General features: G+C 67.1%; 35 protein-coding genes. 29 read left to right on the top strand and 6 right to left on the bottom strand.

Annotated elements, in window-relative coordinates; genetic code table 11:
- Window positions 1-44: 44 nt before the first annotated feature.
- The 12 genes from AC069I_RS11550 (at window position 45) to AC069I_RS11605 (ending at window position 5,665) form a co-directional block, all read left to right on the top strand.
- A complete protein-coding gene (locus AC069I_RS11550; protein WP_478265376.1) occupies window positions 45-518 on the top strand; it encodes an HNH endonuclease signature motif containing protein in 474 nt (157 codons plus the stop codon).
- A complete protein-coding gene (locus AC069I_RS11555; protein ID WP_478265377.1) occupies window positions 505-2,568 on the top strand; it encodes a DNA polymerase in 2,064 nt (687 codons plus the stop codon). Before AC069I_RS11550 ends, AC069I_RS11555 begins: the two co-directional genes overlap by 14 nt.
- A gap of 195 nt (window positions 2,569-2,763) precedes the next feature.
- Window positions 2,764-3,090, top strand: coding sequence for a hypothetical protein (locus AC069I_RS11560; protein ID WP_478265378.1), 327 nt, complete (start codon window positions 2,764-2,766; stop codon window positions 3,088-3,090).
- On the top strand, window positions 3,087-3,248 hold the full coding sequence (locus AC069I_RS11565) for a hypothetical protein (protein WP_478265379.1): 162 nt from the start codon (window positions 3,087-3,089) through the stop codon (window positions 3,246-3,248). The genes AC069I_RS11560 and AC069I_RS11565 overlap by 4 nt, the downstream gene beginning before the upstream one ends.
- The gene (locus AC069I_RS11570) at window positions 3,248-3,634 is read left to right on the top strand and encodes a dATP/dGTP diphosphohydrolase domain-containing protein (RefSeq protein WP_478265380.1); all 387 of its coding nucleotides are present in this window, start codon (window positions 3,248-3,250) and stop codon (window positions 3,632-3,634) included. Before AC069I_RS11565 ends, AC069I_RS11570 begins: the two co-directional genes overlap by 1 nt.
- Window positions 3,631-3,909, top strand: a complete 279-nt coding sequence (locus AC069I_RS11575; RefSeq protein WP_478265381.1) for a hypothetical protein — start codon at window positions 3,631-3,633, stop codon at window positions 3,907-3,909. Before AC069I_RS11570 ends, AC069I_RS11575 begins: the two co-directional genes overlap by 4 nt.
- The gene (locus tag AC069I_RS11580) at window positions 3,906-4,241 is read left to right on the top strand and encodes an HAD family hydrolase (RefSeq protein WP_478265382.1); all 336 of its coding nucleotides are present in this window, start codon (window positions 3,906-3,908) and stop codon (window positions 4,239-4,241) included. The genes AC069I_RS11575 and AC069I_RS11580 overlap by 4 nt, the downstream gene beginning before the upstream one ends.
- Window positions 4,238-4,468 (top strand): hypothetical protein, encoded by a 231-nt coding sequence (locus tag AC069I_RS11585; protein ID WP_478265383.1) that lies wholly within the window; start codon window positions 4,238-4,240, stop codon window positions 4,466-4,468. Before AC069I_RS11580 ends, AC069I_RS11585 begins: the two co-directional genes overlap by 4 nt.
- Window positions 4,469-4,675: 207 nt before the next feature.
- Entirely contained in the window at window positions 4,676-4,900 is a 225-nt protein-coding gene (locus AC069I_RS11590; RefSeq protein WP_478265384.1) for a hypothetical protein, read from the top strand.
- The gene (locus tag AC069I_RS11595) at window positions 4,900-5,079 is read left to right on the top strand and encodes a hypothetical protein (protein ID WP_478265385.1); all 180 of its coding nucleotides are present in this window, start codon (window positions 4,900-4,902) and stop codon (window positions 5,077-5,079) included. The genes AC069I_RS11590 and AC069I_RS11595 overlap by 1 nt, the downstream gene beginning before the upstream one ends.
- Window positions 5,076-5,315: a hypothetical protein gene (locus AC069I_RS11600; RefSeq protein ID WP_478265386.1), complete on the top strand. Its 240-nt coding sequence runs from the start codon at window positions 5,076-5,078 to the stop codon at window positions 5,313-5,315. Before AC069I_RS11595 ends, AC069I_RS11600 begins: the two co-directional genes overlap by 4 nt.
- A complete protein-coding gene (locus AC069I_RS11605; protein WP_478265387.1) occupies window positions 5,312-5,665 on the top strand; it encodes a hypothetical protein in 354 nt (117 codons plus the stop codon). The genes AC069I_RS11600 and AC069I_RS11605 overlap by 4 nt, the downstream gene beginning before the upstream one ends.
- Window positions 5,666-5,860: 195 nt before the next feature.
- On the opposite strand, the gene AC069I_RS11610 is transcribed toward AC069I_RS11605, so the two are convergent.
- The 4 genes from AC069I_RS11610 to AC069I_RS11625 all read right to left on the bottom strand — a co-directional run bounded on the left by AC069I_RS11610 (window position 5,861) and on the right by AC069I_RS11625 (window position 9,156).
- Window positions 5,861-6,142: a hypothetical protein gene (locus AC069I_RS11610; protein WP_478265388.1), complete on the bottom strand. Its 282-nt coding sequence runs from the start codon at window positions 6,140-6,142 to the stop codon at window positions 5,861-5,863.
- A 508-nt stretch (window positions 6,143-6,650) separates the two neighbouring features.
- Window positions 6,651-6,863 (bottom strand): hypothetical protein, encoded by a 213-nt coding sequence (locus AC069I_RS11615; RefSeq protein WP_478265389.1) that lies wholly within the window; start codon window positions 6,861-6,863, stop codon window positions 6,651-6,653.
- A 27-nt stretch (window positions 6,864-6,890) separates the two neighbouring features.
- Entirely contained in the window at window positions 6,891-8,186 is a 1,296-nt protein-coding gene (locus tag AC069I_RS11620) for a recombinase family protein (RefSeq protein ID WP_478265390.1), read from the bottom strand.
- Between the two features lies 1 nt (window position 8,187).
- Window positions 8,188-9,156: a 2-hydroxyacid dehydrogenase gene (locus tag AC069I_RS11625; protein ID WP_478265391.1), complete on the bottom strand. Its 969-nt coding sequence runs from the start codon at window positions 9,154-9,156 to the stop codon at window positions 8,188-8,190.
- 156 nt (window positions 9,157-9,312) lie between these two features.
- Here AC069I_RS11625 and AC069I_RS11630 point away from each other — a divergent pair, with 156 nt between their 5' ends.
- The 12 genes from AC069I_RS11630 (at window position 9,313) to AC069I_RS11685 (ending at window position 17,580) form a co-directional block, all read left to right on the top strand.
- Entirely contained in the window at window positions 9,313-9,486 is a 174-nt protein-coding gene (locus AC069I_RS11630) for a hypothetical protein (protein WP_478225682.1), read from the top strand.
- Window positions 9,483-9,836 (top strand): hypothetical protein, encoded by a 354-nt coding sequence (locus tag AC069I_RS11635; protein WP_478225681.1) that lies wholly within the window; start codon window positions 9,483-9,485, stop codon window positions 9,834-9,836. The genes AC069I_RS11630 and AC069I_RS11635 overlap by 4 nt, the downstream gene beginning before the upstream one ends.
- 79 nt (window positions 9,837-9,915) lie before the next feature.
- Window positions 9,916-10,725, top strand: coding sequence for a CoA transferase subunit A (locus tag AC069I_RS11640; RefSeq protein ID WP_478225680.1), 810 nt, complete (start codon window positions 9,916-9,918; stop codon window positions 10,723-10,725).
- Entirely contained in the window at window positions 10,722-11,477 is a 756-nt protein-coding gene (locus tag AC069I_RS11645) for a CoA-transferase subunit beta (RefSeq protein ID WP_340687253.1), read from the top strand. The genes AC069I_RS11640 and AC069I_RS11645 overlap by 4 nt, the downstream gene beginning before the upstream one ends.
- Window positions 11,474-12,652, top strand: coding sequence for a thiolase family protein (locus AC069I_RS11650; RefSeq protein ID WP_478225679.1), 1,179 nt, complete (start codon window positions 11,474-11,476; stop codon window positions 12,650-12,652). The genes AC069I_RS11645 and AC069I_RS11650 overlap by 4 nt, the downstream gene beginning before the upstream one ends.
- 28 nt (window positions 12,653-12,680) lie before the next feature.
- Window positions 12,681-13,415 (top strand): protocatechuate 3,4-dioxygenase subunit beta, encoded by a 735-nt coding sequence (gene pcaH / locus AC069I_RS11655; protein WP_478225678.1) that lies wholly within the window; start codon window positions 12,681-12,683, stop codon window positions 13,413-13,415.
- Window positions 13,415-13,963 carry a protocatechuate 3,4-dioxygenase subunit alpha gene (pcaG, locus tag AC069I_RS11660; RefSeq protein WP_478225677.1) on the top strand — a complete coding sequence of 183 codons (549 nt, stop codon included), beginning with the start codon at window positions 13,415-13,417 and terminating at the stop codon, window positions 13,961-13,963. The genes pcaH and pcaG overlap by 1 nt, the downstream gene beginning before the upstream one ends.
- Window positions 13,956-14,735 carry a 3-oxoadipate enol-lactonase gene (gene pcaD / locus AC069I_RS11665; RefSeq protein WP_478225676.1) on the top strand — a complete coding sequence of 260 codons (780 nt, stop codon included), beginning with the start codon at window positions 13,956-13,958 and terminating at the stop codon, window positions 14,733-14,735. The genes pcaG and pcaD overlap by 8 nt, the downstream gene beginning before the upstream one ends.
- The gene (gene pcaC, locus AC069I_RS11670) at window positions 14,732-15,136 is read left to right on the top strand and encodes a 4-carboxymuconolactone decarboxylase (RefSeq protein ID WP_340687258.1); all 405 of its coding nucleotides are present in this window, start codon (window positions 14,732-14,734) and stop codon (window positions 15,134-15,136) included. Before pcaD ends, pcaC begins: the two co-directional genes overlap by 4 nt.
- A 171-nt stretch (window positions 15,137-15,307) precedes the next feature.
- The gene (locus tag AC069I_RS11675; RefSeq protein WP_478231537.1) at window positions 15,308-16,114 is read left to right on the top strand and encodes an IclR family transcriptional regulator domain-containing protein; all 807 of its coding nucleotides are present in this window, start codon (window positions 15,308-15,310) and stop codon (window positions 16,112-16,114) included.
- Window positions 16,107-16,676, top strand: a complete 570-nt coding sequence (locus AC069I_RS11680; RefSeq protein ID WP_478225674.1) for a nucleotidyltransferase family protein — start codon at window positions 16,107-16,109, stop codon at window positions 16,674-16,676. Before AC069I_RS11675 ends, AC069I_RS11680 begins: the two co-directional genes overlap by 8 nt.
- Window positions 16,677-16,707: 31 nt before the next feature.
- Window positions 16,708-17,580, top strand: coding sequence for an AAA family ATPase (locus AC069I_RS11685; RefSeq protein WP_478225673.1), 873 nt, complete (start codon window positions 16,708-16,710; stop codon window positions 17,578-17,580).
- Window positions 17,581-17,583: 3 nt separating this feature from the next.
- Here the strand turns inward: AC069I_RS11685 and AC069I_RS11690 are convergent, their stop codons facing one another.
- Window positions 17,584-18,603: an aldo/keto reductase gene (locus tag AC069I_RS11690; protein ID WP_478225857.1), complete on the bottom strand. Its 1,020-nt coding sequence runs from the start codon at window positions 18,601-18,603 to the stop codon at window positions 17,584-17,586.
- 101 nt (window positions 18,604-18,704) lie between these two features.
- Here AC069I_RS11690 and AC069I_RS11695 point away from each other — a divergent pair, with 101 nt between their 5' ends.
- The 4 genes from AC069I_RS11695 (at window position 18,705) to AC069I_RS11710 (ending at window position 22,827) form a co-directional block, all read left to right on the top strand.
- Window positions 18,705-19,271 (top strand): TetR/AcrR family transcriptional regulator, encoded by a 567-nt coding sequence (locus tag AC069I_RS11695; RefSeq protein ID WP_478225672.1) that lies wholly within the window; start codon window positions 18,705-18,707, stop codon window positions 19,269-19,271.
- 57 nt (window positions 19,272-19,328) lie between these two features.
- Window positions 19,329-20,540, top strand: coding sequence for an FAD-dependent oxidoreductase (locus AC069I_RS11700; protein WP_478231534.1), 1,212 nt, complete (start codon window positions 19,329-19,331; stop codon window positions 20,538-20,540).
- Window positions 20,541-20,621: 81 nt separating this feature from the next.
- Window positions 20,622-21,722, top strand: a complete 1,101-nt coding sequence (locus tag AC069I_RS11705; protein WP_478265392.1) for a vWA domain-containing protein — start codon at window positions 20,622-20,624, stop codon at window positions 21,720-21,722.
- Window positions 21,715-22,827: an XdhC family protein gene (locus AC069I_RS11710; RefSeq protein ID WP_478265393.1), complete on the top strand. Its 1,113-nt coding sequence runs from the start codon at window positions 21,715-21,717 to the stop codon at window positions 22,825-22,827. Before AC069I_RS11705 ends, AC069I_RS11710 begins: the two co-directional genes overlap by 8 nt.
- Here AC069I_RS11710 and AC069I_RS11715 read toward each other — a convergent pair.
- On the bottom strand, window positions 22,805-23,284 hold the full coding sequence (locus tag AC069I_RS11715) for an Lrp/AsnC family transcriptional regulator (RefSeq protein ID WP_478265394.1): 480 nt from the start codon (window positions 23,282-23,284) through the stop codon (window positions 22,805-22,807). The two genes, AC069I_RS11710 and AC069I_RS11715, sit on opposite strands and share 23 nt — an antisense overlap.
- A gap of 79 nt (window positions 23,285-23,363) precedes the next feature.
- Here AC069I_RS11715 and AC069I_RS11720 point away from each other — a divergent pair, with 79 nt between their 5' ends.
- On the top strand, window positions 23,364-24,281 hold the full coding sequence (locus AC069I_RS11720; protein ID WP_478265483.1) for a threonine ammonia-lyase: 918 nt from the start codon (window positions 23,364-23,366) through the stop codon (window positions 24,279-24,281).
- Window positions 24,282-24,285: the final 4 nt, after the last annotated feature.

Genomic DNA, 24,285 nt, shown 5'->3' on the forward strand with positions numbered 1-24,285 from the left:
GCGGCCCCGATCAAGGGGCCGCCGGTTAACCCGGAGGGAAAACCATGGTTGCCCCGAAGGGCACTCTCACGCCTGAAGACGCAGGACTACCGTTCCGTTGGTGTGCTCGAATTATTGAGCACGAGGAGACGGGTTGCTGGCTCTGGATAGGCGCTAGTCACGACGCGGGATACGGAGCCACTTTCTACAAGGGCCGCCCGTGGGGCGCCCATAGGGCGATTTTTGACTTCCTGAAGGGCCCGGTGCCCCCAGGTTTACACCTTGATCACCTGTGTCGAATCCCACCCTGTGTAAATCCGGAGCACCTGGAGCCGGTTACTCCGGCCGTGAATATCCAGCGGGGTGAGGGGCCGAACGTCACGCGGAGTCGACATGCCGGGGTCAAAGCTTGTCCAGCGGGCCATGAATACACGAAGGAAAACACGGGGTTTTCGACGGTAAAGGGCTACGAGGTTCGCTACTGCCGAGAATGCAAACGAGTTAAAACAAGAGAGAGGCGACTTCGTGCGAAAGCCTGAAGGAACTCTCGTAGTAGACATCGAAACCCATTCGGCGCATCTCATCTACTCGATGCCCCCCGAAGACTTCTTCCGACTCGGCGGCTATCGGTGGAAAGGTGATCCCGAAGTCACCATCACTACCGACCTCGAAGAGATGCGGGACGTTATCCGCCGAGCCCGCTGGATCGTCGGCCATAATATCCACGCATTCGACCTGAAGGCCATCTTCGGCCCGGGGTCGAACGAGCCCGTAAAGCTGGCTATGGAGGGCCGGGTCTACGACACGTGGACTCACGCCGGCCTGGTCAACCCAGCACCGTTCAAGTACGTCAACCGATTCGGCCGCGAGGCGTTGGCCGACGGCCCGGAGTCAGCCAAGAAGTGGTTCGGGTTGGACGAGCAGGCTTATCAACTCGGAGTCGGCGGGAAGACTGACGACCTCAAGAAGCTTGCCGCGGAATACGTCGAGGACGGCGAAGAGGACTGGGTCGGCTTCGGGCGAATCCCGGTCGACGACCCTCGCTATCGGGCTTACCTCGTCGGCGACGTCGAGGCGTCCGAGCGGGTAGCGGCTGCCCTCGTCAAACTCGGCAAGCTGTCCGGCAACGGAGAGCGCTACGACGACCGGGACTACGTCGGCTACCCCATGCGGGAACAGGAGATCGCGGCGAGAGCCGCGGTCATCTCCTCCAACGGATGGCGAGTCGATATCCCAGCGGCCACCCGCCGGCGGGACGAACTCGCCGCCCGTCGAGACGTCATCGTCGGGAGGCTGGCTGAGGACTACGGCCTCCCGACCGACAGCGATAACCCGTGGTCGACCTCTGACGGCAAGCGGGTCATCGTGTCGGCCCTTGCGGACGCCGGGATCACCCCGGACACCGTCGACTGGCCGAAGACGGACGGCTACGAGAACCGGGACCGCGATCGACAGAAGGCCGGGGAGAAGGCTCAAGCGCTCAGAGCTTCTGTCGCTGGCTGGAGGGATGAACTGCTCTCCGGGATAGCGGCTAATGGCCGGAAGCTGTCCAAGAGCCAGATAGCCGCCCGGGAGCGCTGGATTGCCCGGGATACCGAAGAGGCTTCGCGCCTGGAGCGCGAGCCGCTGCCGCCGTTCTATGGGCTATCCCTCGGTGGCGAGACGCTGACCCAGCTGACCAAGGGGACGGATGCCGAAGACCTCGGAGCCGCCCTGGCGGAGGTTAAGGGTTTCCGGTCGTTGGCTCAGCTGACCCTGGACAACGTCCACCCGGACGGCAGGGTCCACCCAGAGATCACGATGCTCCAGGCATCGGGCAGATGGTCGACCACGAAACCCGGGCTGACCATCTTCGACAAGAAGGAGAAGTTCTACTACCTGCCGGACTCGGACGACGAAGTTCTCTTGGAGTGCGACCTCTCGAATGCCGACGCCCGAATCGTCGCATGGCTATCCGGGGACGCGGAGTACGCCAAGCGATTCGAGCCCGGGGCAGACGGCCACCTGATCAACGCATGGGCGGCCTGGGGCAAAGACGTCGTCGGGACGGACAAGCACGACCCGGTGACGGCGGAGTATCGCCAGAAGGCGAAGCCGCTGGGCCACGGGTGGTCTTACGGCGGTAGGCCGAAGACGTTGTCCAAGCAAGCGAAGTTGCCCTTGGAGGACGCCCAACAGTTCTGCGAAGGGATGGACTCGCAATTCCGGGTGCTCGTTGCCTGGCAGGACCGCGTCCGAAGGCTAGCCCGTAGAGACGGCTTTGTCGTCAATCAATGGGGCCGCAAGATGCGGGTGGAAAAGGGCCGGGAGTTTACCCAAGGCCCTGCCCTTGAGGGCCAGAGCGGGACACGGGAGGTTATTTGTGACATCGTGCTCCAGCTGCCGATACCCGCCCTCCGTAAATGCAAGGCAAACATTCATGATGCCTTGGCGTTCTCCGTTCCCCGGAAGAACGTCGAGCGTCATCGAGAGTGGTTGAAGAACGCCATGACGGTCAGCCTGACGGCGCCGCCAAGAGGGCAAGCAATGGACATCCCGGCGGAGGTTGGGCCGCCCGGGGACAACTGGCAATCGGCCGATCACAGTTAGAGGGAGAGAGCAAATGATTCTTTCGGAGCTTATTGGACGTCTTAGCAAAATGGCAGATTCCGGGCATTCGGAATCCGACGTTAAGGCGATTAACATTTGTGAGATGTTCGAAAACGAAGCTGACCCATACGTAAATGTGGTTTTCGCTGGTAATGACTTCCGGAAGAAAGACCTGCGGAAGGTCGAGGAGAACTGATGAGCCACGACGTAGTTATCGTTGAACAGCTCCGGGAGATCGAGCGGCAGCACGGGGAAATCATCGAGCTGAACGGCCGACTGACGGACGCTCTTCAGCTGATCGAAACCCTGGAGATCGAGAAGGACAACCTGGCGTCGGAGCTTATCGAGGCGAATAGCGCCTACGACACCGTCCGCCACGTCTGTGGCGGGATTTCCCGTGAGCTGGACTCGGTTTATACGAAGATCGACAAGGCGATCGAAAGCCTTCGGGTGTTGGACGAGGTCCCCGTTAGGGACCTCACTGCCTCTGTCGGAAACATCATCGAAGGGCTGAAGGCATGAATGACGACCGTTATTACCTGTTCATCGAGGACGATGAACTCTGGCTCGGGTACTCCGAGGATTTCGACGAAGGCGAGACCGTTGCCTGCCTTGGCGATGTGGTCAACGTGACGGAAATCGTTGCCGCTATTCGTAAGGACTTGGAGGGCAAGAACTGATGGAAGACAGCGGAGAGCGTAAGGCATTCCCCGGCGGGGGAATGCGTGACACTGCGACCGGCAAAGAGCGCCCCGAGCTAGCCTGGACGGCTGACCAGCCGTACGAAGACCAGATGCTGACCCGCTATGGCCACTGGATGGCCCGTGGAGCGGAGAAGTACGAGTCGAGGAACTGGGAGCAGTTCGACAGTGCGGAGGCCCTGGAGCACGCTAAGGGGTCCCTTCTCCGGCACACGTTCAAATTGCTGGCCGGGCAGACGGACGAGGATCACGCGGCGGCTGTCTGGTTCAACGTCCAGGCTATCGAGCTGATCCGCTGGAAGCTTCGGGGGAAGGTTGACGTAGTCGCCCTTTTCAAGCAGACACTGGAGGACGACCGCCGATGACCTACACCATCGTCAAAGCCATCCAGACCTGCTGGGGCTGCCCGGCGCAATGGGACGCCTGGACTGACACAGGCCGGTATCTCTATCTCCGCTATCGATACGGCCACGGCACCGTGAGGGTTTTCACTGGGCCGGACTGGGATACCCGAGGTGACGGCGAACTGATTGCCGAATTCTCCACGGAAGACCCCTGGGAGGGCTTCATCACTCTCCGCGAATTCGCGGAGAAGGCGGGCCTTCTGCTCAGCGACAACTTGGAGGAGTCCTTCGAATGACCTACACCAACCCGCCGCCCCGGTCAGACCTCAAATGGGTCGGAGTCGACCTAGACGGCACGCTGGCCTATCCGCTGTGGACGCCGGATAACCCGACCTCGGGAATCGGCAATCCGATCGGCGAGAACGTCCACAAGGTCGACGAACTCCGTCTTGAGGGCTACAAGATTGTCATTCACACGTCTCGCCCGTGGACGGACTACGAGGCGATCGAAGGATGGCTCAATCACTGGGGCATCCCGTTCGACCAGATCCAATGTGGGAAGCCGTTGTTCGCCCTATACGTGGACGACCGCGGGAGACACGCCGACGCAGAAAGCTGGTTGCCATGAGGGAATTCCTCGAAGAACTGTTGGACTCAGCAGAAGCGGAAATCGAGAACGCTCCTCATGATGACTACGGCCTGACGGATTACCGGACGGCGGCCAAGGGTGTCGTATCGGTAACCCTCCGGCTCCTGGCGGATACCTTGGACGACAAGCCGCCGAACGAGCTGATCCCCGCTCAGGTGGTCAGGGCTGTCCTTCGGATGCACGCGGATGAGATCGACAGCGAATGAAAACCCTGATTCCCTGGGCTCTCCTGGGTGGCCTGATCCTGCATCGGGCCACCCGGGGTGAGTGTGATTGCAAGACGTTGGAACGCCGGCTAGCGGCGGCCCATCGGGAGAAGGACCACTGGGTCTACGAAGCCCGCTTCTGGCATCAGCAGACGGAGCGGTCCTTGGTCCGCGAGAAAGAAGCCCTCGATCGATTGGAGAAAGCAAATGGCTGACGAAGTTGTTTACCGGATCGTGTTGGAGCCGGAAGATGTGGAGACCCACGTCGTATACCTCATTGATCGGACGGGGGAGCCGATCGTAACGAATGACACCGCGGCCGACGCATTCGATACCGTCCTGTGTGACAACGATGGGTACTACCTCGACAGGTTCGAAGTAGTTTCTCTAGAAGACATCCCGACGGGTGAGCGCCCTTACGAGGTCGGCTGATGACCGGACCCATTGACCCCTCGAAGCCCCGAGGCGGCTACATCATCGAAGCCAAACGGCGGAATGGGTCGACCCTGCTCAAGTACGCAAGCACCGACGACGCGTTGGCGGAGATGACCGCCCAGCTCCTAGCCAGCCCAGGGTTTGAACGGGTCACCTGGAAGCCGGTGAACGAATGACCGTCGTCGACATCAACGGCAACGCCGTCATCCGGGATGTCCGATCACACGGAATCGTAGGGCTGACCGGGGCGCCTGAGGGCGCCCTCATCGGCGGCCCCAAGGTCCGTACGGTCAAAGTGACTGCGACCCGATTCCCCGACCTTGATCCGACGTACGTCGTCGAGCGGGATACGTTGACCCAATTACGACTAAGGGCAGCCCGGATGCGGGCCGCCAGAAAGGCGGCTGCGTGATGGACATGGAGGACCTCAACCAGACGACCCAGGTATTCGGCGCCGTCGCCGAAGAGATGGTTCGCCAGGACAACCGGTGGGGCCAGCAGGACCACCCGGACATCGGTGGCCCTTATCCGACCGCGTATCGACGCCTGTACGCGGACAGCCTTTGGGACATCCGGAAGCTGGAAGCCACCCGGCGCGAAGAAGGCACCCTTGGGTGGGACCTGATCCTCCTCGAAGAGGTCTACGAAGCCCTCAGCGAGCCCGACGACGACAAGAGGGCTGAGGAGCTGATCCAGGTTGCCGCGGTCGCGCTCCAGTGGGTCAAGGCCATCCGCCGGCGACAGGCCGCGAAGGAGGTCTAGTGGAGCTACAGGAAGCACAGCGCATTGTCGCCGAACACGAGTGCAGTACGTACGGCCACGACTTTGACCACATTCTAAATCCAGCGGGGGAGCCCCTTAGGGTCTGCTGCTCCCGTTGTGGCCGGTCGTGGGACATCGGATAACGAAAGCCCCCTCTCGGGTCCTCGCGGGCCTGGGAGGGGGCTTTCTGTCGTTTCAGCGGTGTTCTTCCTCTGGCGCAATCAGTTGGTCAACCATGATGCCGCCATCACGGCGGTTGTACCACCAGGCAGTGGGCAACAGGAGCGACCAGGCCGCTAGGCCGATACCGAGAATCTTCGTCTTCTCCCAAGCCTCCTCAGGGTTGACGAAGAAGAGGATGACCAGCGGCAGCAGCATGATGGCGTACATCACGGAGAACCATCGGACCGCGCGGCCGTACAACGACCACCAGGATTCCTTGCGTCGCGACCATGGCGGGGTCTCGTCGTAACGCATCACTGCCCACAGTGGCAGGCAGACCCGCAAACACGGCAGATCTGTTGCCCAGGGTTGCAGTTGCAGTCATGATCGTATTCCATATCCCTACCTCCCCCCGGGAGTGTAGGGGCTGGGCTGTTCATAGGTGCACCCGCTCTCGCCAGTCACACCACTGGCAGCGAACGGCGTTTGCAGGCGTGTTGTCCCGAAGTTCCCTGCGGAAGAACCGCAGCGAGGGGTAGCATCGATTGCTTTGACATCGGGGGACAAACGCCGTGATCGAGGGGTCTTCCAACGACTCCGTGGCGAAGTCGTGGACGAACCCGTCCGCACTGACGTACTTCTCCGTATACGTCGCTAGCATGACTCAGCCCGCCGGAGTCCGGGGCTGTCTTGCTCGCTTGCCCACAGACCCACAACGGGCTGAGAGTCAAGCGACCTTCTCAACGCCGTAGCGTTGTCCGCTTGGGTGATCATATAGTTGTCCTAGATCGAGCCCGGCCCGTTGCCGGGCGGCCCGGTCAGACTAGACCCCCTGTGTGTCATCTGTCACGTCGTAGACCACATGACCCACCCGAACGGATATTGCTCCCAGGAGGAGATCCGAGACAGCCCGGTTAGCCTCCTGGACCAATCGTTGATTCCCGAGGTGGTCCCAGCCCTCGGCGAGGCGGCGGATCTCACCAAGGATCTCCTGCCGGGTGCCCTCGACCATCAGGTAGTCGGAAGATGTCCTCATCCGGCCAGGATAACGAGCAGCCGGGGGCTACCCGTCGGTGGCGCCCGGGGTCAACACCCGGACCTCGATCACCTCGGGTTTGTTCGATGTCTTCCGGATGCCGATACGGACGCCCCGCCGGCGTAGTTCGTCTCCCAGTTCAGCCAGGGACAGCCTGTCGACCTCTTCGGCCCACGTGCGGCCCGTGTCCACCCGTTCCACTCGGGTACCGGTTTCCGGCGTCTCCTCCAACTCCGTGAGGCGCTCGGATAGTTCGTTCATCCTGGCGATTGCCGCGACGCGGTCTTTGCCGGAGATCTTTCCGGCCAGTTGTGCCATCTCCACCCGGCATCGTGCGGACTCCTCCGCTACCGCGTCGGGATGGACGACTTCGTCGTAGACATGCTCCGCCCCGAAGGCGGAGGTAAACTCAATTATCGCTAGCTCTGCCGCTTCATCGAACAGAATGCTTCCGGTGTGTCCTTTAGTTCTACATTTGTACGACTCCCGGAGCTTTCGCCCATCGTGTGCCCTCTTCCGATTCACCCATAGGGGCAACTCGCAGACCAGGCAGCACAGGACGCCCGTTAGCTCCGCAGACTCTGCACGGGTGTAGGCCCCCACAGGTCGTTGTGCCCTCTCGAAGGCTTCCGAGCTAATTATCGCGGGTGCGGGGGGTGTCCCTAACCCGATGTACGCCGAGTTGCGAAGTGCCCTGCGAACCCGATTAACAGGCCACCCAATGTCCCGCGCTATCTGCGTAGGGTTCTTCCCAGACCCTGCTAGCTCAAACAGCCGATGCACAGCGAGAGCAGCCTCCGGGTCTATCTCCAGAAGCCCCTCAGGCCCCACTCGGTATCCTGGGGCGACGGACCCGCCGACCCATTTCCCGTCAGCCCGGAGTTTCGCCCTTGCGTCCGCCGACCTCTCTAGTGCTGCCGTTCGTTCCATCTCAGCGAAAACCGCCGCTAGGGTGATGAACGCCTTGGCGAAGGGGCCCGCCGAATCCAACCCGTCGGCTACGGTGACAAGCCGTTTACCTCGCTCTTCGAGCCACCCAAGGAGTAGGAGGGTGTCCAGGGCGTTGCGGCTCACACGGTCCAGTCTCCAGGACACTAGGACGTCCCATGGCTTCGGTGGGCTATCCGTCAGCCATGGACCTAGCTCCGGGCGCTCGAACGGCGACACCGATCCGGAAACCCCTAGGTCAACTGCCTCCCCTACGATCACGCCCCCGTGTGTCTTGGCCCATTTCTGGGGGTACTCTCGTTGGCGCTCAGGCGACGTTGTCACGTCGCTGAGCTGGGATAACCTGGTGACAGACAAGATCCGCAGCGTTGCCATGTCAGGAGACTACACTCCGGGAATGTTGACTGCCGCCGGTGAGCACCGACGCGACGTTCTCGGCCGCGAGCACGGCCATGGCGGTACGGGTCTCGACCGTCGCCGATCCCAGATGCGGCGTCAAGACGACGTTTTCACGGTTCAGCAGGCGTGGTTCGACCTCGGGTTCGGCCTCGAACACGTCGAGGCCCGCTCCGGCGATCTCGCCCGCTTCGAGCGCGTCCGCCAGCGCGGTCTCGTGGACGACGGGGCCACGTGTGGTGTTGATCAGGTACGCGCCCGGTTTCATCGACTTCAGCGCGTCCGCGTCGATGAGGTGCCGGGTCTCGGGCGTCAGCGGGCAGTGCAGCGACACGACGTCGGAGCTTCGCACCAGTTCGCCGAAGGACACGTACTCCGCGCCCAGGGTCTTCTCGACTTCTTCGGGGGCCCGCGATCGTCCTGAGTAGACGATCCGCATGCCGAAACCCAGTGCCCGCCGCGCGACCGCCTGCCCGATCTGGCCGAGCCCGACGATCCCGAGTGTCTTGTCCTGCAGTGAAGAGCCGAGCAGGAAGCCCAGATGGAACGACCAGGGGGTGCGCGAGCGGAGCAGCCGTTCGCCCTCGCCGAGCCGTCGCGTGACCGCGAGGATCAGCCCGAACGCCAGATCCGCGGTGGCGTCGGTGAGCACACCGGGGGTGTTGGTGACGGTGATCCCGCGCTCCGACAGCGCCGCGACGTCGACGTTGTCGTAGCCGACGGCCACGTTCGCCACGACCTTCAGCTCCGGGCCCGCCGCGTCGGCGACCTCGCCGTCGAGCCGGTCGTGCAGCATGCCGACGATCGCGGACGCGCCCCGGACGAACTCGAGCAGTTCGTCCCGCGTCAGCGGGCGGTCGGCGCGCGAAAGTTTCACCTCCCCGGCTTCGGCGAGCACTTTCAGCGCTTCGTCGGGAATCCACCGGGTCACCGCGATCTTCGAGGTCACGTCCTCAGCCTAGTGTGCGCCGGTTGGTATCCCAAACATGGAAATCCCCGCTATGAGGGAGACGCTTCCCCTGCGCGGGGGAGTCGTCACCCTCGGGCACCCCGGGATGGTGATGAGCGCGGAAAAGTTCCGCGAGCAGGGGATTCCAGGGGGAACATGAAACGATCACGAGAACTCGCCGCCGTCGGCGTCGCGATGGTCCTCGCCACGGCGCCGTCCGAGCCGAGTCTGGTCGGTAGCGCCAAGATGCTGCGCAAGGACGGCCAGGACGTCCGGTTCGCCTTCGACGCGAAGGTCTCTTCCCGGAAAGCCGGGGGACGTTCCGGGTGAGTCACGTCGGCGGCGGGTTCTCCGCCTGCTTCCGGGGCAGGATCGACTGCCCTGTCGTCGGCGGCCCGGTCGCCGTGGTCACCGGCATCGTCGAGGACGCGGACGTCCCCGGCCTCAAGGACCGCCGGGTCGGGATGACGGTGTACGACAACGGCAGGCGCGACAGGCTCGGCTGCAGCTGGGGTCCTGATCCCGAGCACAAGTCAGTCGTGCCGCCCTGTATGAGCTGTGCTCCGTTCGAGACGGGGGACTACAAGGCCGTCGAACGGTTCCCGCCCGCCCGGCAGTGGGATCAGCTGAGCCGGAGTCCTTTCCGGGCGGTGCCGGGCGGTGATCGTCGCCCAAAGTAAGGAGTGCGCGGGCCTGCCGAACCGTGCTATGTTCATATGCAGAACATGTGTGCGCGATCCGAACAAGCCGGGAGTGGGGATGGCTGAGCTGCTGTCGTTGAAGGAGGCCGTGGCACGGCTGGTGCACGACGGGGACACCGTCGCGCTGGAGGGCTTCACGCACCTCATCCCCGTGGCCGCCGGTCACGAGATCATCCGCCAGCGCCGCACCGGCCTGACGTTGATCCGCATGACCCCGGACATCGTCTACGACCAGCTCATCGGCGCGGCCTGCGCGAGCAAGCTGATCTTCTCGTGGGGTGGCAACCCCGGAGTCGGCTCACTGCACCGGTTCCGTGACGCGGTCCAGCATTCCTGGCCGGTACCACTGGAGATAGAGGAACACAGTCACGCGGGCATGGCGAATCGGTACGTCGCCGGTGCCTCGGGCCTGCCGTTCGCCGTCCTGCGCGGGTACACCGGCACGGATCTCGCCGCGCACACCGACACGATCAAGCCCATCACCTGCCCGTTCACCGGTGAGCGGCTGGCCGCCGTGCCCGCCCTCAACCCGGACGTCACGATCGTCCACGCCCAGCGCGCGGACAGGTCCGGCAACGTCCAGATCTGGGGGATCACCGGCGTGCAGAAGGAGGCGGTGCTCGCGGCGAAGCGGTCACTGGTCACCGTCGAGGAGGTCGTGGACGAGCTGGAGCCCCGGCCGGGCGCGATCGTGCTGCCGTCGTGGGCCGTCACCGCCGTGGCCGAGGTGCCCGGCGGCGCGAGGCCGTCGTACGCGGCGGGCTACTACGAACGGGACAACGACGCCTACCAGTCATGGGACGCGATCGGCCGGGACAGGGAGAGCTTCACCCGCTGGCTCGACGAGCTGACGGGGGTGAAGGCATGACCGAGTACACCTCCGACGAGATGATGAGCGTCGCCGCCGCTCGCGCGCTCGGCGACGGGATGTCCTGTTTCGTGGGGATCGGCCTGCCGAGCACGGCCGCCAACCTGGCCCGACGCGGGCACGCGCCGAACCTGACGCTCATCTACGAATCCGGTTGCCTCGGGGCCAAGCCGAGCAGGCTCCCGTTGTCCATCGGCGACGGTGAACTCGCCGACACCGCGGACGCCGTGGTCAGCGTTCCCGAGGTCTTCAACTACTGGCTCCAGCCGGGCCGGATCGACGTCGGTTTCCTCGGTGCCGCCCAGCTCGACAAATTCGGCAACATCAACACCACCGTCATCGGCCCGGACTACGCCAATCCCAAGGTGCGCCTGCCCGGGGCGGGCGGCGCTCCGGAGATCGCCGCCTCCTGTCGCGAGGTGTTCGTGGTGCTCCGGCAGAGCACCCGCACGTTCGTCGAGAAGGTCGACTTCGTGACCTCGTTCGGCCACGGCACCGGCAAGGGTGATCGCGAGCGCCTCGGTCTCCCCGGCGCCGGGCCGACGCTGGTGGTCACCGACCTCGGCCTGATGCGGCCGGACCCGGAGACCTCCGAGCTCACGCTGACCGAGCTGCACCCCGGGGTCGAGGTCGATCAGGTCGTCGCGGCGACCGGGTGGAAACTGAAGGTGGCAGGCGACCTGGGAACCACCCCGGCGCCGACTGAGGCAGAACTCCGCATCCTCCGAGACCTCACAAGGGCGAGCGCATGACCGACGTCTTCCTGTTCGACGCCATCCGTACCCCGTTCGGCAAGTACGGCGGCGCCCTGTCCGGGGTTCGCCCGGACGACCTCGCCGCCACCGTCCTGCGGGCGCTGGCCGAGCGCAACGACCTCGACCCGGCCACCGTCGACGAGGTGGTGCTCGGTGACGCCAACGGCGCGGGCGAGGACAACCGGAACGTCGCGCGGATGGCGGCTCTGCTCGCGGGCTGGCCGACGTCCGTGCCCGGTGCCACGGTCAACCGCCTGTGCGGATCCGGCCTCGACGCCGTCATGCAGGCCAGCCGGTCGGTCCAGGTCGGCGACGCCTCGCTCGCCGTCGCGGGCGGGGTGGAGTCGATGAGCCGCTCGCCGCTGGTCATGCAGAAACCGGAGAAGGCCTTCCCGGCGGGCAACCAGACCCTGTACTCCACCGCGCTGGGCTGGCGCATGGTCAACCCGGAGATGCCCGAGCAGTGGACGGTCTCGCTCGGTGAGTCCACCGAGCAGCTCGCCGAGCGCTACGGCATCGGCCGCGACGAACAGGACGCGTTCGCCGTCCGCAGCCACGTCAACGCCGCCCGCGCCTGGGACGAGGGGTTCTACGACGACCACGTCGTCCCCGTCGAGGGAGTCGGACTCACTCGCGACGAAGGCATCCGGCCCGATTCCAGCCTGGAAAAGCTCGCGAAGCTGAAGCCGGTCTTCCGTCCACAAGGGACGGTCACGGCCGCGAACGCGTCGCCGTTGAACGACGGCGCCTCCGCGCTGCTGCTCGGTGACGAGGCGGCGGGGAAGCGGCTCGGCAAGGCCCCGCTGGCCCGGATCGCCGGCCGGGGTGCGGCGGGCGTCGACCCGGACGTCTTCGGCATCGGCCCGGTACGCGCGGCGGAGATCGCCCTGGAGCGGGCCGGGATCGGCTGGGAAGACCTGGCCGCCGTCGAACTGAACGAGGCCTTCGCCGCGCAGTCGCTGGCCTGCCTGCGGGACTGGTCGAAGCTCGACCCGGAGCTCGTCAACGTGAACGGCGGCGCGATCGCGATCGGGCATCCGCTGGGCGCCTCCGGCGGCCGGATCCTCGGCACGCTGGCCCACCACCTGCGCCGCACCGGCGGCAGGTGGGGTCTGGCCGCCATCTGCATCGGCGTCGGCCAGGGGCTGGCCGTCGTCCTCGAAGCCCAGTGACCCACTGACCCGCGCTGGAGGGAACAGCATGTCCGCACCCGCAGAACTGAGGCTCCCGCGCTATCGGCGCGATCCGGAGGGCACACATCCGCCGCTCGACTACGCCGGCTATCGGTCGACGGCGCTGCGGCACCCGAAAGAGCCGTTGATCGTGCTCCCGCATCTGCTGACCGAGGTCACCGGCCCCGCGCTGGGGCCGGGCCGGATCGGCGAGTTCGACAACGACCTCACCAAGGGGCACGCGGGGGAGCCGCAGGGCCAGCGGATCATCGTCACCGGACGGCTGCTCGACGGCGGCGGGCGGCCGATCCGCGATTCGCTGGTGGAGATCTGGCAGGCGAACGCGGGGGGCCGGTACCGGCACACCGGTGATCGCTGGCCGTCGCCGCTGGACCCCAACTTCGACGGCGCGGGCCGGACGCTCACCGACTCCGAAGGGCGTTACACCTTCACCACCATCAAACCGGGCGCGTACCCGTGGAAGAACCACGACAACGCCTGGCGGCCGGCGCATATCCACTTCTCCGTGTTCGGCAGCGCGTTCACCCAGCGGCTGGTCACCCAGATGTACTTCCCGGAAGACCCGCTGTTCTCGCAGGACCCGATCTTCAACTCGATCCCGGACGAGAAGGCGCGGCAGCGGATGATCGCGCGCTTCGACCTCGACCGCACGGAAGCCGAGTGGGCGCTGGCCTTCCAGTTCGACATCGTCGTGCGCGGCCGCGAGGCTTCGGTCTTCGAAGACGAGGAGGACGAGCACTGATGCCGGAGACGACGCCTTCCCAGACCGTCGGCCCGTACCTGTCCATCGGCCTGCCCTGGCCGGACGGGCCGGACGTCGTCCCCGCGGACGAGCCTGCCGCGGTCCGGATCCACGGCCGCGTCCTCGACGGCGCGGGAGAACCCGTCCCGGACGCGATGATCGAGACCTGGCAGGCCGACGCCGACGGCCGGTTCGATCACGCCGACGACCCGCGCGGGCCGGTCGCGAGCGGGTTCCGGGGCTTCGGACGCTGCCCCACCGATCCGGGCGGCAACTACGAGATCCGGACGATCATGCCCGGTTCGCTGCCCGGTCCGGCGGGCAGCACGCAGGCGCCGCATATCGACGTCTCGGTGTTCGCGCGCGGACTCCTGCACCGGGTGGTCACCCGGATCTACTTCGAGGACAACGACAACTCCGGGGATCCGGTGCTGGCGTCGGTCCCGGAGGCCCGCCGGGGAACCTTGGTCGCCACCAAGGCCGGCGACGGCTACCGGTTCGACATCCGGTTGCAGGGCGAGGGAGAGACGGTGTTCTTCGATGTCTGAGCCGGTGAAGGTGCACAGCGTCGCGGAAGGGCCCGCGGACGGCCCTGCCGTGGTGTTCAGCGGATCGCTCGGCAGCGATCGCCGCATGTGGGAGCCGCAGGTGAAACCCTTGGTGGAGCAGGGTTTCCGGGTGATCCGATACGACAACCGCGGGCATGGCGCGTCACCCGTGCCGCCCGGTCCGTACACCCTCGCGGAGCTCGGCGGTGACCTGCTCGCACTGCTCGACGAGCACGGTGCCGAGCGGGCTCATGTCGTCGGGCTCTCGCTCGGCGGGATGACCGGGATGTGGCTGGGCGTGAACGCGCCGGACCGGATCGCGAGCCTCGTCCTGTGTTGCACGTCCGCGAAGCTCGGGCCGCCGAGCATGTGGGCGGACAGGGCGAAGACGGTCCGCGAGAAGGGCACCGCCGCGGTCGCCGAGGCCGGGGTCGGCCGCTGGCTGACCGCCGGTTACGCCGCCGCCCACCCCGAGCGGGCCGGGTACCTGCGCGAGATGATCGCGAGCGTCCCCGCCGAGGGCTACGCGTCGTCCTGCCAGGCCATCGAAACGATGGACCTCGTCGGCGACCTGCCCAAGATCGCGGCTCGGACCCTGGTGATCGCCGGGGCCGAGGATCCAGCCACCCCGGTCGAACACGCCGAGGTGATCGCGGGCGGCATCCCGGACGCGCGGCTCGAAGTCGTCGAAGGCGCCGCGCATCTCGGGAGCTTCGAACAGCCCGAGCGGTTCACCGCGTTGATCCTCGAACACCTGGAGGCCGCCCGATGACCGACGACACCTACGAGACCGGCATGAAGGTGCGCCGCGAGGTCCTCGGGGACGCGCACGTCGATCGGGCGGTCGCCCGCACCACCGAGTTCAGCCGCCCGTTCCAGGACTACATCACCCGGGGCGCCTGGGGGTCGGTCTGGTCGAGGGACGGGCTCGACCGCAAGACCCGCAGCTGCGTCACCCTGGCCGCGCTCACCGCGCTGCACGCCCACGACGAGCTCGCGATGCACGTCCGTGCCGCCGTCCACAATGGACTCACCGCGCGGGAGATCTCCGAGGTCCTGCTGCACACCGCCGTCTATACGGGTGCCCCGGCCGCCAACACCGCGTTCGCCGTCGCCCAGCGGGTCCTGGCCGAACTCGGTGAGCCTGCCGCCCAGGAAAAGGGAGGCCGCTAGGACGTGTCCGGTAACTCTGTCCGCGGTCTTCGCGCCCAAGCGGTCCCTGACGGCACGGGCGGTTCAGCCGAGTACAACCCGGTACGAGGCCGAACCGCCCGCACCGTCAGGAACCACTTGGATCACGAAGCCCATCGAACAGAGTTACCGGACACGTCCTAGGGTTCTCATATGGACGAAGGCGAGGTGACCGAGCGCGGGGCGCATCATGTCCAGTCGCTGGAGCGCGGGCTGGCCGTGATCAAGGCGTTCAACGCGGACGCGGCGGAACTCACCCTGAGCGACGTCGCCCGCTCGACCGGGCTGACCAGGGCGGCCGCCCGCCGGTTCCTGCTCACCCTCGTCGACCTGGGGTACGTGCGTACGGACGGCAAGTACTTCTCGCTCACCGCGCGGGTCCTCGAACTCGGCTACTCGTATCTGTCGAGCCTGTCGCTCCCGGAGGTCGCCCAGCCGCATCTCGAGCGGCTTTCCGCCGAGGTGCACGAGTCGAGTTCGGTCTCGGTGCTCGAAGGCCGGGACATCGTCTACGTCGCGCGCGTGGCCGTATCGCGGATCATGACCGTCAGCATCAACGTCGGCACCCGCTTCCCGGCCCACGCGACGTCGATGGGACATGTCCTACTGGCCGGCCTCGATGACGCCGACCTGCGGGACTACCTCGCCGGGGCGAAGCTCGACAAGCTCACCGCGCGGACCAAGAGCCGGCCGGAGGAACTACTCGCCGAACTGGTCAGGGTCTACGAGCAGGGTTACGCGATGGTCGACCAGGAACTCGAAGAGGGCCTCCGCTCGATCGCCGCGCCGATCCGTGACCGGCAGGGCAAGGTCGTGGCCGCGGTCAACCTCTCCACCCATGCCAGCCGTACCACACGTGAGTCGGTCGAACAGGAATTGCTGCCACCCCTGCTCGCGACGGCACGCGCCATCGAGACCGATCTGGCCTCGGCGCCGCCCACCAAAGCGCGGCATGGCTGAGGTCGCCGGGTTGCTGCTCGCGGCCGGAGCGGGGCGCCGGTTCGGCGGGCCGAAGGCACTGGCCGTCCTCGATGGGGAGCCGTTCGTCGTCCGGGCTCTGCGGGTACTCACCGACGCGGGCTGCGCGCCGGTCCGGGTGGTGCTGGGTGCCTCGGCCGCGGAAGTCCGCGCGCTCCTGCCCGCCCCCGAGGCCACCGTCGTGGCCGAAGACTGGGAGTCCGGCATGGGCGCGTCCTTGCGCGCGGGCCTGAGGGCGCTCGCCGGAACCGATGCCGAAGCCACCGTCGTGCATCTCGTGGATCTGCCCGGCGTCGGTGCCGAAGTGGTCAGCCGGGTCGCCGCCGGGGCCGACGAAGTCACCGTCGCGCGCGCCGCGTACGAAGGTGTTCCCGGCCATCCCGTCGTACTCGGCCGCCGATGGTGGCCGGAGATCTTGGCGGGCGCGTCCGGGGACAAGGGCGCCCGCGACTGGCTCAAGGGACGCCAGGACCTGCGGCTCGTCGAATGCGGCGACCTCGGCACCGGGCACGACGTGGACCGCCGCGAGGATCTTCCGGGCTGATCTCACGCTCGCCGAGGCTTACGATCGGCACGTGACCGTCGAATCGCCCGAGAAACTGGCCGAAGCCCTCGAAACGGTCGGCTACCTCGCCGACGACGGCATCGCCACGGCAGGGTTCCTCGCCGTGGCTCTCGGCCGCCCGCTGTTCTGCGAGGGCGAACCGGGCACCGGCAAGACTTCGCTCGCGCTGGGACTGGCCGAAGCGCTCGGCATACCGCTCATCCGGCTCCAGTGTCACGAAGGGATCGACGCGGCGCAGGCACTGTACGAATGGGACTTCCCCCGCCAGTTGCTGCATTTGCGCGCGCTGGAAGCCGCAGGTGACGGCGGCCTCGACGTCGAGGCCGCCGAACAGTCCCTCTACACCGAACGCTTCCTGCTCTCCCGGCCGCTGCTGAAGGCGTTGCAGACCGCTCCGTGTGTCCTGCTGGTCGACGAGATCGACCGGGCCGACGACGAATTCGAGGCCTTCCTGCTGCAACTCCTCGACGAGAACGCGGTGACGATCCCCGAGTTCGGCGAGGTGCGCGCCGAGCATCCGCCGCTTGTGGTGCTCACCTCCAACCGGACGCGGGAGGTGCACGACGCGCTGAAGCGCCGCTGTCTCTATCACTGGCTCGAACATCCGGACCTCGGCCGCGAGATCGAGATCCTGCGCCGCAAGATCCCGAACCTGGGCGAGGCGCTCGCGGCACAGGTCGCGACGGCGGTGCACCGGCTTCGCGCGATGGAGTTGCTGAAACCGCCCGGGGTGGCGGAATCCCTCGATTGGGCTCAGGCGCTCCTCGCGCTCGGGATGTCCGAATTGGACGCCGCGACCGCCGCCCGGACCCTCGGTTCGGTCCTCAAGTACAGCGAAGACCTGGACAGGGTCCGGGCCAAGCTGGACACACTGCTCGCCTGAGCGTCAGCGGCGCCGCAGTGACGCGTCGAGCAGGGCGGGCGGGGTGTCGTGCTTCTCCTCCGGGGCGAGGTCGGTGCCCGGGGCGACGATCTCGTCGATCGCGTCGAGGACGTCGGCGGAAAGCACGGTGTCCGCGGCGGCGAGTTGCGACTCGAGGTGGTCCAGCGTGCGGGGGCCGATGATCGCGCTCGTCACCCCCGGATGCGCGACGACGAAGCCGAGCGCGAGCTGGATCAGGCTCAGCCCGGCCTGGTCGGCGACCTTGACCAGCCGTTCGACGGCTTCCAGCCGGGCCCGGTTGGCGGGCCGGGCCAGGTCGAAACGCTGGGGCAGGACGGCCGATCGGTTCGTGCTGATCTCCCGGCCTTCCCGGACCGCGCCGGACAGCCAGCCGGACGCCAGCGGGCTCCACGCGAGCACGCCCATCCCGTATTCCTCGGTCACGGGCAGGACCTGCGTTTCGATCCCGCGCTGGAGGATCGAGTAGCTGGGCTGCTCGGTGACGTAGCGGCCAAGGCGGAGTTCGCTGGCGGCCCATTGGGCCTGCACGATGCGATACGCGGGGAACGTCGACGAACCGAAGTACCGGATCTTCCCCGCCTGTCGCAGATCCGTCAGCGCGGAAAGGGTTTCTTCGTCGCTGGTCTTCGGGTCCCAGCGGTGGACCTGGTAGAGGTCGACGTGGTCGACCCCGAGGCGGCGCAGGCTGTTGTCCAGTTCGGTGACCAGCCAGCGACGTGAAGCGCCCTGGTGGTTGCGCTCGTCGCCCATCGGCATGCTCGCCTTCGTGGCCAGCACGATGTCCTCGCGGCGGCCCGCGATGGCCTTCCCGACCATTTCCTCCGACTGGCCTGCGCTGTACATGTCCGCGGTGTCGATGAGGTTGATCCCGCCAGCCAGCGCGGCGTCGACGATGGCGGTGGCCTCGTCCTTGGTGGTGCGCCCGATCGCGCCGAAGTTCATCGCGCCGAGCGCGAGGGTGCTGACCTGCACGCCGGTCCTGCCCAAGGTGCGGTACCGCATGACGATGTCCTCCATGGCAAAATGAGCAAGCGGAACGTTGCTCCGCTAACGATACGGAGCAGTGTTCCGTTTGGCAAGCCCGGTGGCAGAGGAGTGGCGTGATGAGTGAAGAGGGCACCAAGTCCAAACGCGCGGACGCCCGCCGCAACGAGAAGACCTTGCTCGACGCCGCCGCCGCGGTCTTCGTCACCTCGGGCGTCGAGGCACCGGTCCGCGACATCGCGGCCAAGGCGGGGGTCGGGATGGGCACGATCTACCGGCACTTCCCGACGAGGGCCGACCTCATCATCGCCGTCTACCGGCATCAGGTCGACGCGTGCGCCGAAGCCGGGCCGGAGCTGCTGGCGTCGAGCGCTTCCCCCTATGAGGCGTTGCGGCGCTGGGTCGACCTCTTCGTCGATTTCCTGGTCACCAAACACGGTCTGGCGGCGGTACTGCAGTCCGACAACGCCGGATTCGAGACTCTGCACGCCTACTTCCTCGACACCCTCCTGCCGGTGTGCGCCCGGTTGCTCGACGCGGCGGCGGAGGCGGGCGAGATCCGCTCCGATCTGGAGGCGCTCGAAGTCATGCGCGGCGTCGGGAACCTCTGTATCGGCGCCGAAAGCGATCCGCGCTACAACGCGCGCAAGATGGTCGGCGTCCTCATCGCGGGCCTTAGGACCTAGGTCCCCTTCGCGGCCGAAGACGTGGCGACGTCCCATTCCACGCGCTACAACTCGACTATGGAACGTACACAGTGCTGTGTGGTGGGGGGCGGTCCGGCGGGGATGGTGCTCGGGCTCCTGTTGGCGCGAGCCGGGGTCGAGGTCACCGTTCTCGAAAAGCACAAGGATTTCTTCCGCGATTTCCGTGGTGACACGGTGCATCCGCCGACGCTGATGCTGCTCGACGAACTCGGGCTCGGCGAGCGCTTCGCGGAATTGCCGTCGCGACGGCTGGAGAAGATGCGGATGCTGATCGGCGACGCGACCATCGTCGCCGCCGATTTCAGCCGCGTTCCGGGGCCGCACAAATACATCGCGATGGTCCCGCAATGGGATTTCCTGAACCTGCTCGCCGAAGCCGCGGCCGAGGAACCCACGTTCACCCTGCGCATGGGGGCCGAGGTGCTCGGCCTGCGCGACGGTGGCGGCGTGCGTTATCGCGATTCCGACGGCGAGGAGCGGGAACTGGCCGCGCCGCTCGTGGTCGGCTGTGACGGCCGGGACTCGCTGATCCGCGCCGAGGCGGGACTCGTGCCGAAGGAGTACGAGGTGCCGATGGACGTCTGGTGGGTCCGGGTGCCGAAACTCGAAGACACCGGCAAGGATGCGCAGGTGTTCGGCCGGTTCGAGGGCGGGCTCGCCGGCGTGACGATGGACCGCGGCGACTACTTCCAGACCTCGTACCTGATCAGGAAGGGGCAGGACGCCGCGCACCGAGCCGAAGGGATCGAGAAGTTCCGGGAGCGGATCGGCGGCCTGTTCGGCTGGAACGACGAGCAGTTGAGCGAGATCCGCGGCTGGGACGACGTCAAACTGCTGAAGGTGCGGATGTCCAAGCTCCCGCACTGGTACTCCGGCCGGGTGCTCTGCATCGGCGACGCCGCGCACGCGATGTCGCCGGTCGGCGGCATGGGCGTCAACATCGCGGTGCAGGACGCGGTCGCGGCCGCGCGGATCCTCGCCGCCCCGCTGCTGCGCGGAACGCTGACCGCACGGGATCTCGCCCGCGTGCAGCGCAGGCGATCGGTGGCCGTTTCGCTCGCCCAGAAGCAGCAGCTGGAGGAGCACAAGATGCTCATCGAGCCCGCTCTCGACGGGACCCTGAACGAGCGGACCGTGCCGCTCCCGCTCCGGATTTCGGACCGGTTTCCGCAGCTGACCGCTCTCGCTGCCTTCATGGGTGGCATCGGCCCCCTGCGCGAGAAAACCCCGGTCTTCGCGCGCCGCTGACCCCGCGTTTCGTCCTCTGAATGCGATACTTGCACGCGCAAGTACCGCATCCAGAGGACGAAACGCGCGCACAATGGGGGAGTGAGCGATCCACTGGCGGGCTTCGTCGGCTTCGCGGAGGCATTGCGCGAAGCCGGTTTGCCGTGCGACGCGCACCGAGTGCGGGCGTACCTCGAAGCCGTCGGCGAGATCGATCTGGCCGATCCGGACCAGCTGTACTGGGCCGGACGGCTGACGCTGTGCGCTGATCCCGACGACGTTCCGCGCTACGACGCCGCGTTCGACGGCTGGTTCGCCGGAAAGGAAACCGGGTCACGGCGGCGCGGCCGGGAAGCGGCCCCGAAGCGCGCCAGGATCGCCACACTCGCGCAGGCAGGCCAAGGCGAGTCCGCCGCGGATCCCGACGAGCTCCGCGTGGCGGCGAGCGAGGAAGAGGTCCTGCGGCACCGCGATCTCGCCGAGCTGAGTGTCGCCGAACGCGCTCACCTGCGGGAACTGCTCGCGAAACTGCGCCCCGCGCTCCCGGTGCGGTCGTCCCCGCGCCGTCGCGCGGCCCGCCGGGGCACGCTCGATCCCTCGCGCACGCTCCGCGCGATGCTGGCCGGGGGCGGCGAGCCCGTGCGCCTGGCGTACCGGCGGAAGGGGGTCAAACCGCGCCGCGTCGTCCTCCTGATCGACGTCTCCGGCTCGATGGGGCCGTACGCCGACTCCCTGTTGCGGTTCGCGCACGTCGTGGCGCGGCGCGCTCCGGGCAGGGTCGAGGTGTTCACCCTGGGCACCCGGCTCACCAGGGTCTCCCGCCAGCTCCGGCTGCGCGATCCCGAGCACGCGATGCTCGCCGCGGCCGCCGCGGTCCCCGATTTCGCGGGCGGGACGAGGCTCGGCGAGACCTTGCGGGCGTTCCTGGACCGGTGGGGACAACGCGGTGTGGCCAGGCGATCCGTGGTCACCGTGTTCTCCGACGGCTGGGAACGGGGCGACCCCGGACTGCTCGGCGAGCAGCTCGCCAGGCTGCGGCGGCTCGCGCACGTCGTATTCTGGGTGAATCCGCACGCGGGGCGGGCGGGTTACGCTCCCGTGCAGTCCGGCATCGTGGCCGCGCTCCCGTACCTCGATCGGCTGCTCGCCGGGCACAGCTTGGCCACATTGGAACGACTGCTGGTGGAGATCGCCGATGCGTGACGTACTGGACGAACTGCACCGCCGCTGGGCGGCAGGCGAGACGGTGGGGGTCGGCACCGTGGTGGCGACGTTCTCGTCGGCGCCGCGGAGCCCGGGCGCGGCGATGCTCGTCGCCCCGGACGGCACGGTCACCGGCAGCGTTTCCGGCGGCTGCGTCGAAGGCGCCGTCTACGAGCTCGCGCAGCAGGTGGTCGCCGAACGCGCGCCCGTGCTGCAGCGCTACGGCGTGTCCGACGACGACGCGTTCGCCGTCGGGCTGACCTGCGGCGGGATCATCGACATCTACGTCCAGCACATCGACCGCGACTCGATGCCGGAGTTCGGCGACGTCGTCGAATCGGTCCACAGTGGACAGCCGGTCGCCGTGGTCACGGTGATCGAACACGAACGGGACGGCCTGGTCGGCGAGCAGCTGATCGTCTGGCCGGATCGCGTCGCGGGTTCGCTCGGTTCGTCGCGGATGGACGACGCCGTCGTCGACGACGCGCGCGGCATGCTCGCCGGCGGCCGCACGGGCACCCTGCACTACGGGCCGGACGGGCAGCGCCGCGGCGAGGGGATGACGGTCTTCGTCAACTCCTTCGAGCCTCCCGCGCGCCTGCTGGTCTTCGGCGCGATCGACTTCGCCGCCGCGATGGCGAAGATGGGCGCGTACCTCGGCTACCAGGTCACGGTCTGCGACGCGCGGCCCGTGTTCGCGACGAAGAGCCGTTTCCCGGACGCCGACGAGGTCGTCGTCGACTGGCCGCATCGCTATCTCAAGGCCGAAGCCGAAGCGGGCCGGGTCGACGGCCGGACCGCGATCGCCGTGCTCACCCACGACCCGAAGTTCGACGTGCCGTTGCTGGAGGTCGCGTTGCGCCTCGACGTCGGCTACGTCGGCGCGATGGGCTCGCGCAAGACCCACGACGACCGGTTCGCGCGGCTGCGTGAAGCCGGGATCACCGAGGCGGAACTCGAACGGCTTTCCTCGCCGATCGGCCTCGATCTCGGCGCGCGGACCCCCGAGGAGACCGCGGTGTCGATCGCGGCGGAGATCATCGCGCTGCGGTGGAGCGGTTCGGGATCGAGGCTCGCCGAACTCAGCGGCCGGATCCACGGCTGACGCCGGGCAGCGGCACCGACTGACTCGACTTGATCACCTCGCAGGCTGGCAGGGTCTCGTACCGTTTGACGTGCTCGTCGAACAGTTTCCTGGACAGGTACCGGCTCGCCTTGAGATCCGGGCTGAGCAGGACGACGACGTAGTCCCACTGCCCGACGATGCTGTAGCAGTGCTGGACGCGGGGCTCGGCCAGCATCCGCTCGCGGAAGGCCGTGTGGCTTTTCTCGTCGTCGTCGGTCAGCGCGACCAGGATGACCGACGTCATCCCCGCGCCGAGCGTCTCCGGATCGAGCACGGCGACCTCGGCGCGGATCACGCCCGCGGCGCGAAGCCGGGTCAGCCGCCGCTGGACCGCGCTCGGGGAGAGGCCGATGGCGTCGCCCAGATCGTGCAGGGGGCGGGCGGCGTCGGCCTGGACGAGGTCGAGCAGCCGATGGTCGATCTCGTCGAGAGGCACGCAAGAATTTTGCACGCGGGCGGGAAAATTTACAATCGCCGTGATCGGCTCCCGGCCTAGCTTGGGCGTCATGACCGACATGGACCTGAAGCTGGACAACGTCGCCGAGGCGGCGAAGGTGATCGATCCCGTTTTCCTGAACTCTCCGCAGTACAGCGACGAACAGCTGAACGAGCGGCTCGGCCGGAACGTGCTGGTGAAGATCGAGACGCTGAATCCCTTGCGCAGCTTCAAGGGCCGGGGCGCGGACTACTTCGCGGCCGGGCTGGAGCCGGGCACCACGATGGTGTGCGGGACCAGCGGCAACTTCGGGCAGGCCGTCGCTTTCGCCGCCAGGAAGCGCGGTTCGCGGGCCGAGGTGTTCGTCCCGGCCGACATCTCCCCGGTCAAACTGCGGCGGATGAAGACCTTGGGGGCGCGGGTGCGCCGGGTCGAGGGCGAGGTGAAGGACGCCGCGGCCGCCTTCGCCGCCGAAGCGCCGGACCGTGTCTTCGTGGTCGACGGCCGTGAACCGGCGATCTCCGAAGGGGCTGGCACGATCGGGCTGGGACTGGCGGGGGCGGGCGCGATCGACACGGTCGTGCTCCCGGTCGGCGACGGCGCGCTGATCGCCGGCGTCGCGCTCTGGCTCAAGGCGCATACGCCGGACGTCCGGATCGTCGGCGTCGGGACTACGTCGGCTCGGGCGATGGCGACGAGCTGGCGGGCCGGTGAGCCGGTCACCGTCGACCGGGCCAACTGGTTCGCCGGTGGCATTTCGATCCGCACCCCGGAACCCGAATCCGTCCGGCGCCTGCGGTCGCTCGTGGACGACTTCGTGCTGGTCGAGGACGACGATCTGCGCGCGGCCATGCGGCTGGGCGCGGAAACCCTCGGTGTCCTGCCGGAACCCGCGGGAGCCGCCGGCCTGGCTGCGCTGACCGTGCACGAGATCCCCGGCGACCGGGTCGCAACCGTGGTCACCGGCGCGAACGCCGTCTGGCCTCGTGAGTGGTAAGGAC

Source organism: Amycolatopsis sp. NPDC043885 (genome assembly GCF_056435685.1).

Excerpts from the sequence above, each read along its gene's own strand:
- AC069I_RS11550 (WP_478265376.1), top strand. The coding sequence starts at position 45 with ATGGTTGCCCCGAAGGGCACTCTCACGCCTGAAGACGCAGGACTACCG.
- AC069I_RS11560 (WP_478265378.1), top strand. The coding sequence starts at position 2,764 with ATGAGCCACGACGTAGTTATCGTTGAACAGCTCCGGGAGATCGAGCGG.
- AC069I_RS11565 (WP_478265379.1), top strand. The coding sequence starts at position 3,087 with ATGAATGACGACCGTTATTACCTGTTCATCGAGGACGATGAACTCTGG.
- AC069I_RS11570 (WP_478265380.1), top strand. The coding sequence starts at position 3,248 with ATGGAAGACAGCGGAGAGCGTAAGGCATTCCCCGGCGGGGGAATGCGT.
- AC069I_RS11575 (WP_478265381.1), top strand. The coding sequence starts at position 3,631 with ATGACCTACACCATCGTCAAAGCCATCCAGACCTGCTGGGGCTGCCCG.
- AC069I_RS11580 (WP_478265382.1), top strand. The coding sequence starts at position 3,906 with ATGACCTACACCAACCCGCCGCCCCGGTCAGACCTCAAATGGGTCGGA.
- AC069I_RS11585 (WP_478265383.1), top strand. The coding sequence starts at position 4,238 with ATGAGGGAATTCCTCGAAGAACTGTTGGACTCAGCAGAAGCGGAAATC.
- AC069I_RS11590 (WP_478265384.1), top strand. The coding sequence starts at position 4,676 with ATGGCTGACGAAGTTGTTTACCGGATCGTGTTGGAGCCGGAAGATGTG.
- AC069I_RS11595 (WP_478265385.1), top strand. The coding sequence starts at position 4,900 with ATGACCGGACCCATTGACCCCTCGAAGCCCCGAGGCGGCTACATCATC.
- AC069I_RS11600 (WP_478265386.1), top strand. The coding sequence starts at position 5,076 with ATGACCGTCGTCGACATCAACGGCAACGCCGTCATCCGGGATGTCCGA.
- AC069I_RS11610 (WP_478265388.1), bottom strand. The coding sequence starts at position 6,142 with ATGCGTTACGACGAGACCCCGCCATGGTCGCGACGCAAGGAATCCTGG.
- AC069I_RS11615 (WP_478265389.1), bottom strand. The coding sequence starts at position 6,863 with ATGAGGACATCTTCCGACTACCTGATGGTCGAGGGCACCCGGCAGGAG.
- AC069I_RS11620 (WP_478265390.1), bottom strand. The coding sequence starts at position 8,186 with ATGGCAACGCTGCGGATCTTGTCTGTCACCAGGTTATCCCAGCTCAGC.
- AC069I_RS11630 (WP_478225682.1), top strand. The coding sequence starts at position 9,313 with ATGAAACGATCACGAGAACTCGCCGCCGTCGGCGTCGCGATGGTCCTC.
- AC069I_RS11640 (WP_478225680.1), top strand. The coding sequence starts at position 9,916 with ATGGCTGAGCTGCTGTCGTTGAAGGAGGCCGTGGCACGGCTGGTGCAC.
- AC069I_RS11645 (WP_340687253.1), top strand. The coding sequence starts at position 10,722 with ATGACCGAGTACACCTCCGACGAGATGATGAGCGTCGCCGCCGCTCGC.
- AC069I_RS11650 (WP_478225679.1), top strand. The coding sequence starts at position 11,474 with ATGACCGACGTCTTCCTGTTCGACGCCATCCGTACCCCGTTCGGCAAG.
- pcaH (WP_478225678.1), top strand. The coding sequence starts at position 12,681 with ATGTCCGCACCCGCAGAACTGAGGCTCCCGCGCTATCGGCGCGATCCG.
- pcaG (WP_478225677.1), top strand. The coding sequence starts at position 13,415 with ATGCCGGAGACGACGCCTTCCCAGACCGTCGGCCCGTACCTGTCCATC.
- pcaD (WP_478225676.1), top strand. The coding sequence starts at position 13,956 with ATGTCTGAGCCGGTGAAGGTGCACAGCGTCGCGGAAGGGCCCGCGGAC.
- pcaC (WP_340687258.1), top strand. The coding sequence starts at position 14,732 with ATGACCGACGACACCTACGAGACCGGCATGAAGGTGCGCCGCGAGGTC.
- AC069I_RS11675 (WP_478231537.1), top strand. The coding sequence starts at position 15,308 with ATGGACGAAGGCGAGGTGACCGAGCGCGGGGCGCATCATGTCCAGTCG.
- AC069I_RS11680 (WP_478225674.1), top strand. The coding sequence starts at position 16,107 with ATGGCTGAGGTCGCCGGGTTGCTGCTCGCGGCCGGAGCGGGGCGCCGG.
- AC069I_RS11690 (WP_478225857.1), bottom strand. The coding sequence starts at position 18,603 with ATGCGGTACCGCACCTTGGGCAGGACCGGCGTGCAGGTCAGCACCCTC.
- AC069I_RS11695 (WP_478225672.1), top strand. The coding sequence starts at position 18,705 with ATGAGTGAAGAGGGCACCAAGTCCAAACGCGCGGACGCCCGCCGCAAC.
- AC069I_RS11700 (WP_478231534.1), top strand. The coding sequence starts at position 19,329 with ATGGAACGTACACAGTGCTGTGTGGTGGGGGGCGGTCCGGCGGGGATG.
- AC069I_RS11710 (WP_478265393.1), top strand. The coding sequence starts at position 21,715 with ATGCGTGACGTACTGGACGAACTGCACCGCCGCTGGGCGGCAGGCGAG.
- AC069I_RS11720 (WP_478265483.1), top strand. The coding sequence starts at position 23,364 with ATGGACCTGAAGCTGGACAACGTCGCCGAGGCGGCGAAGGTGATCGAT.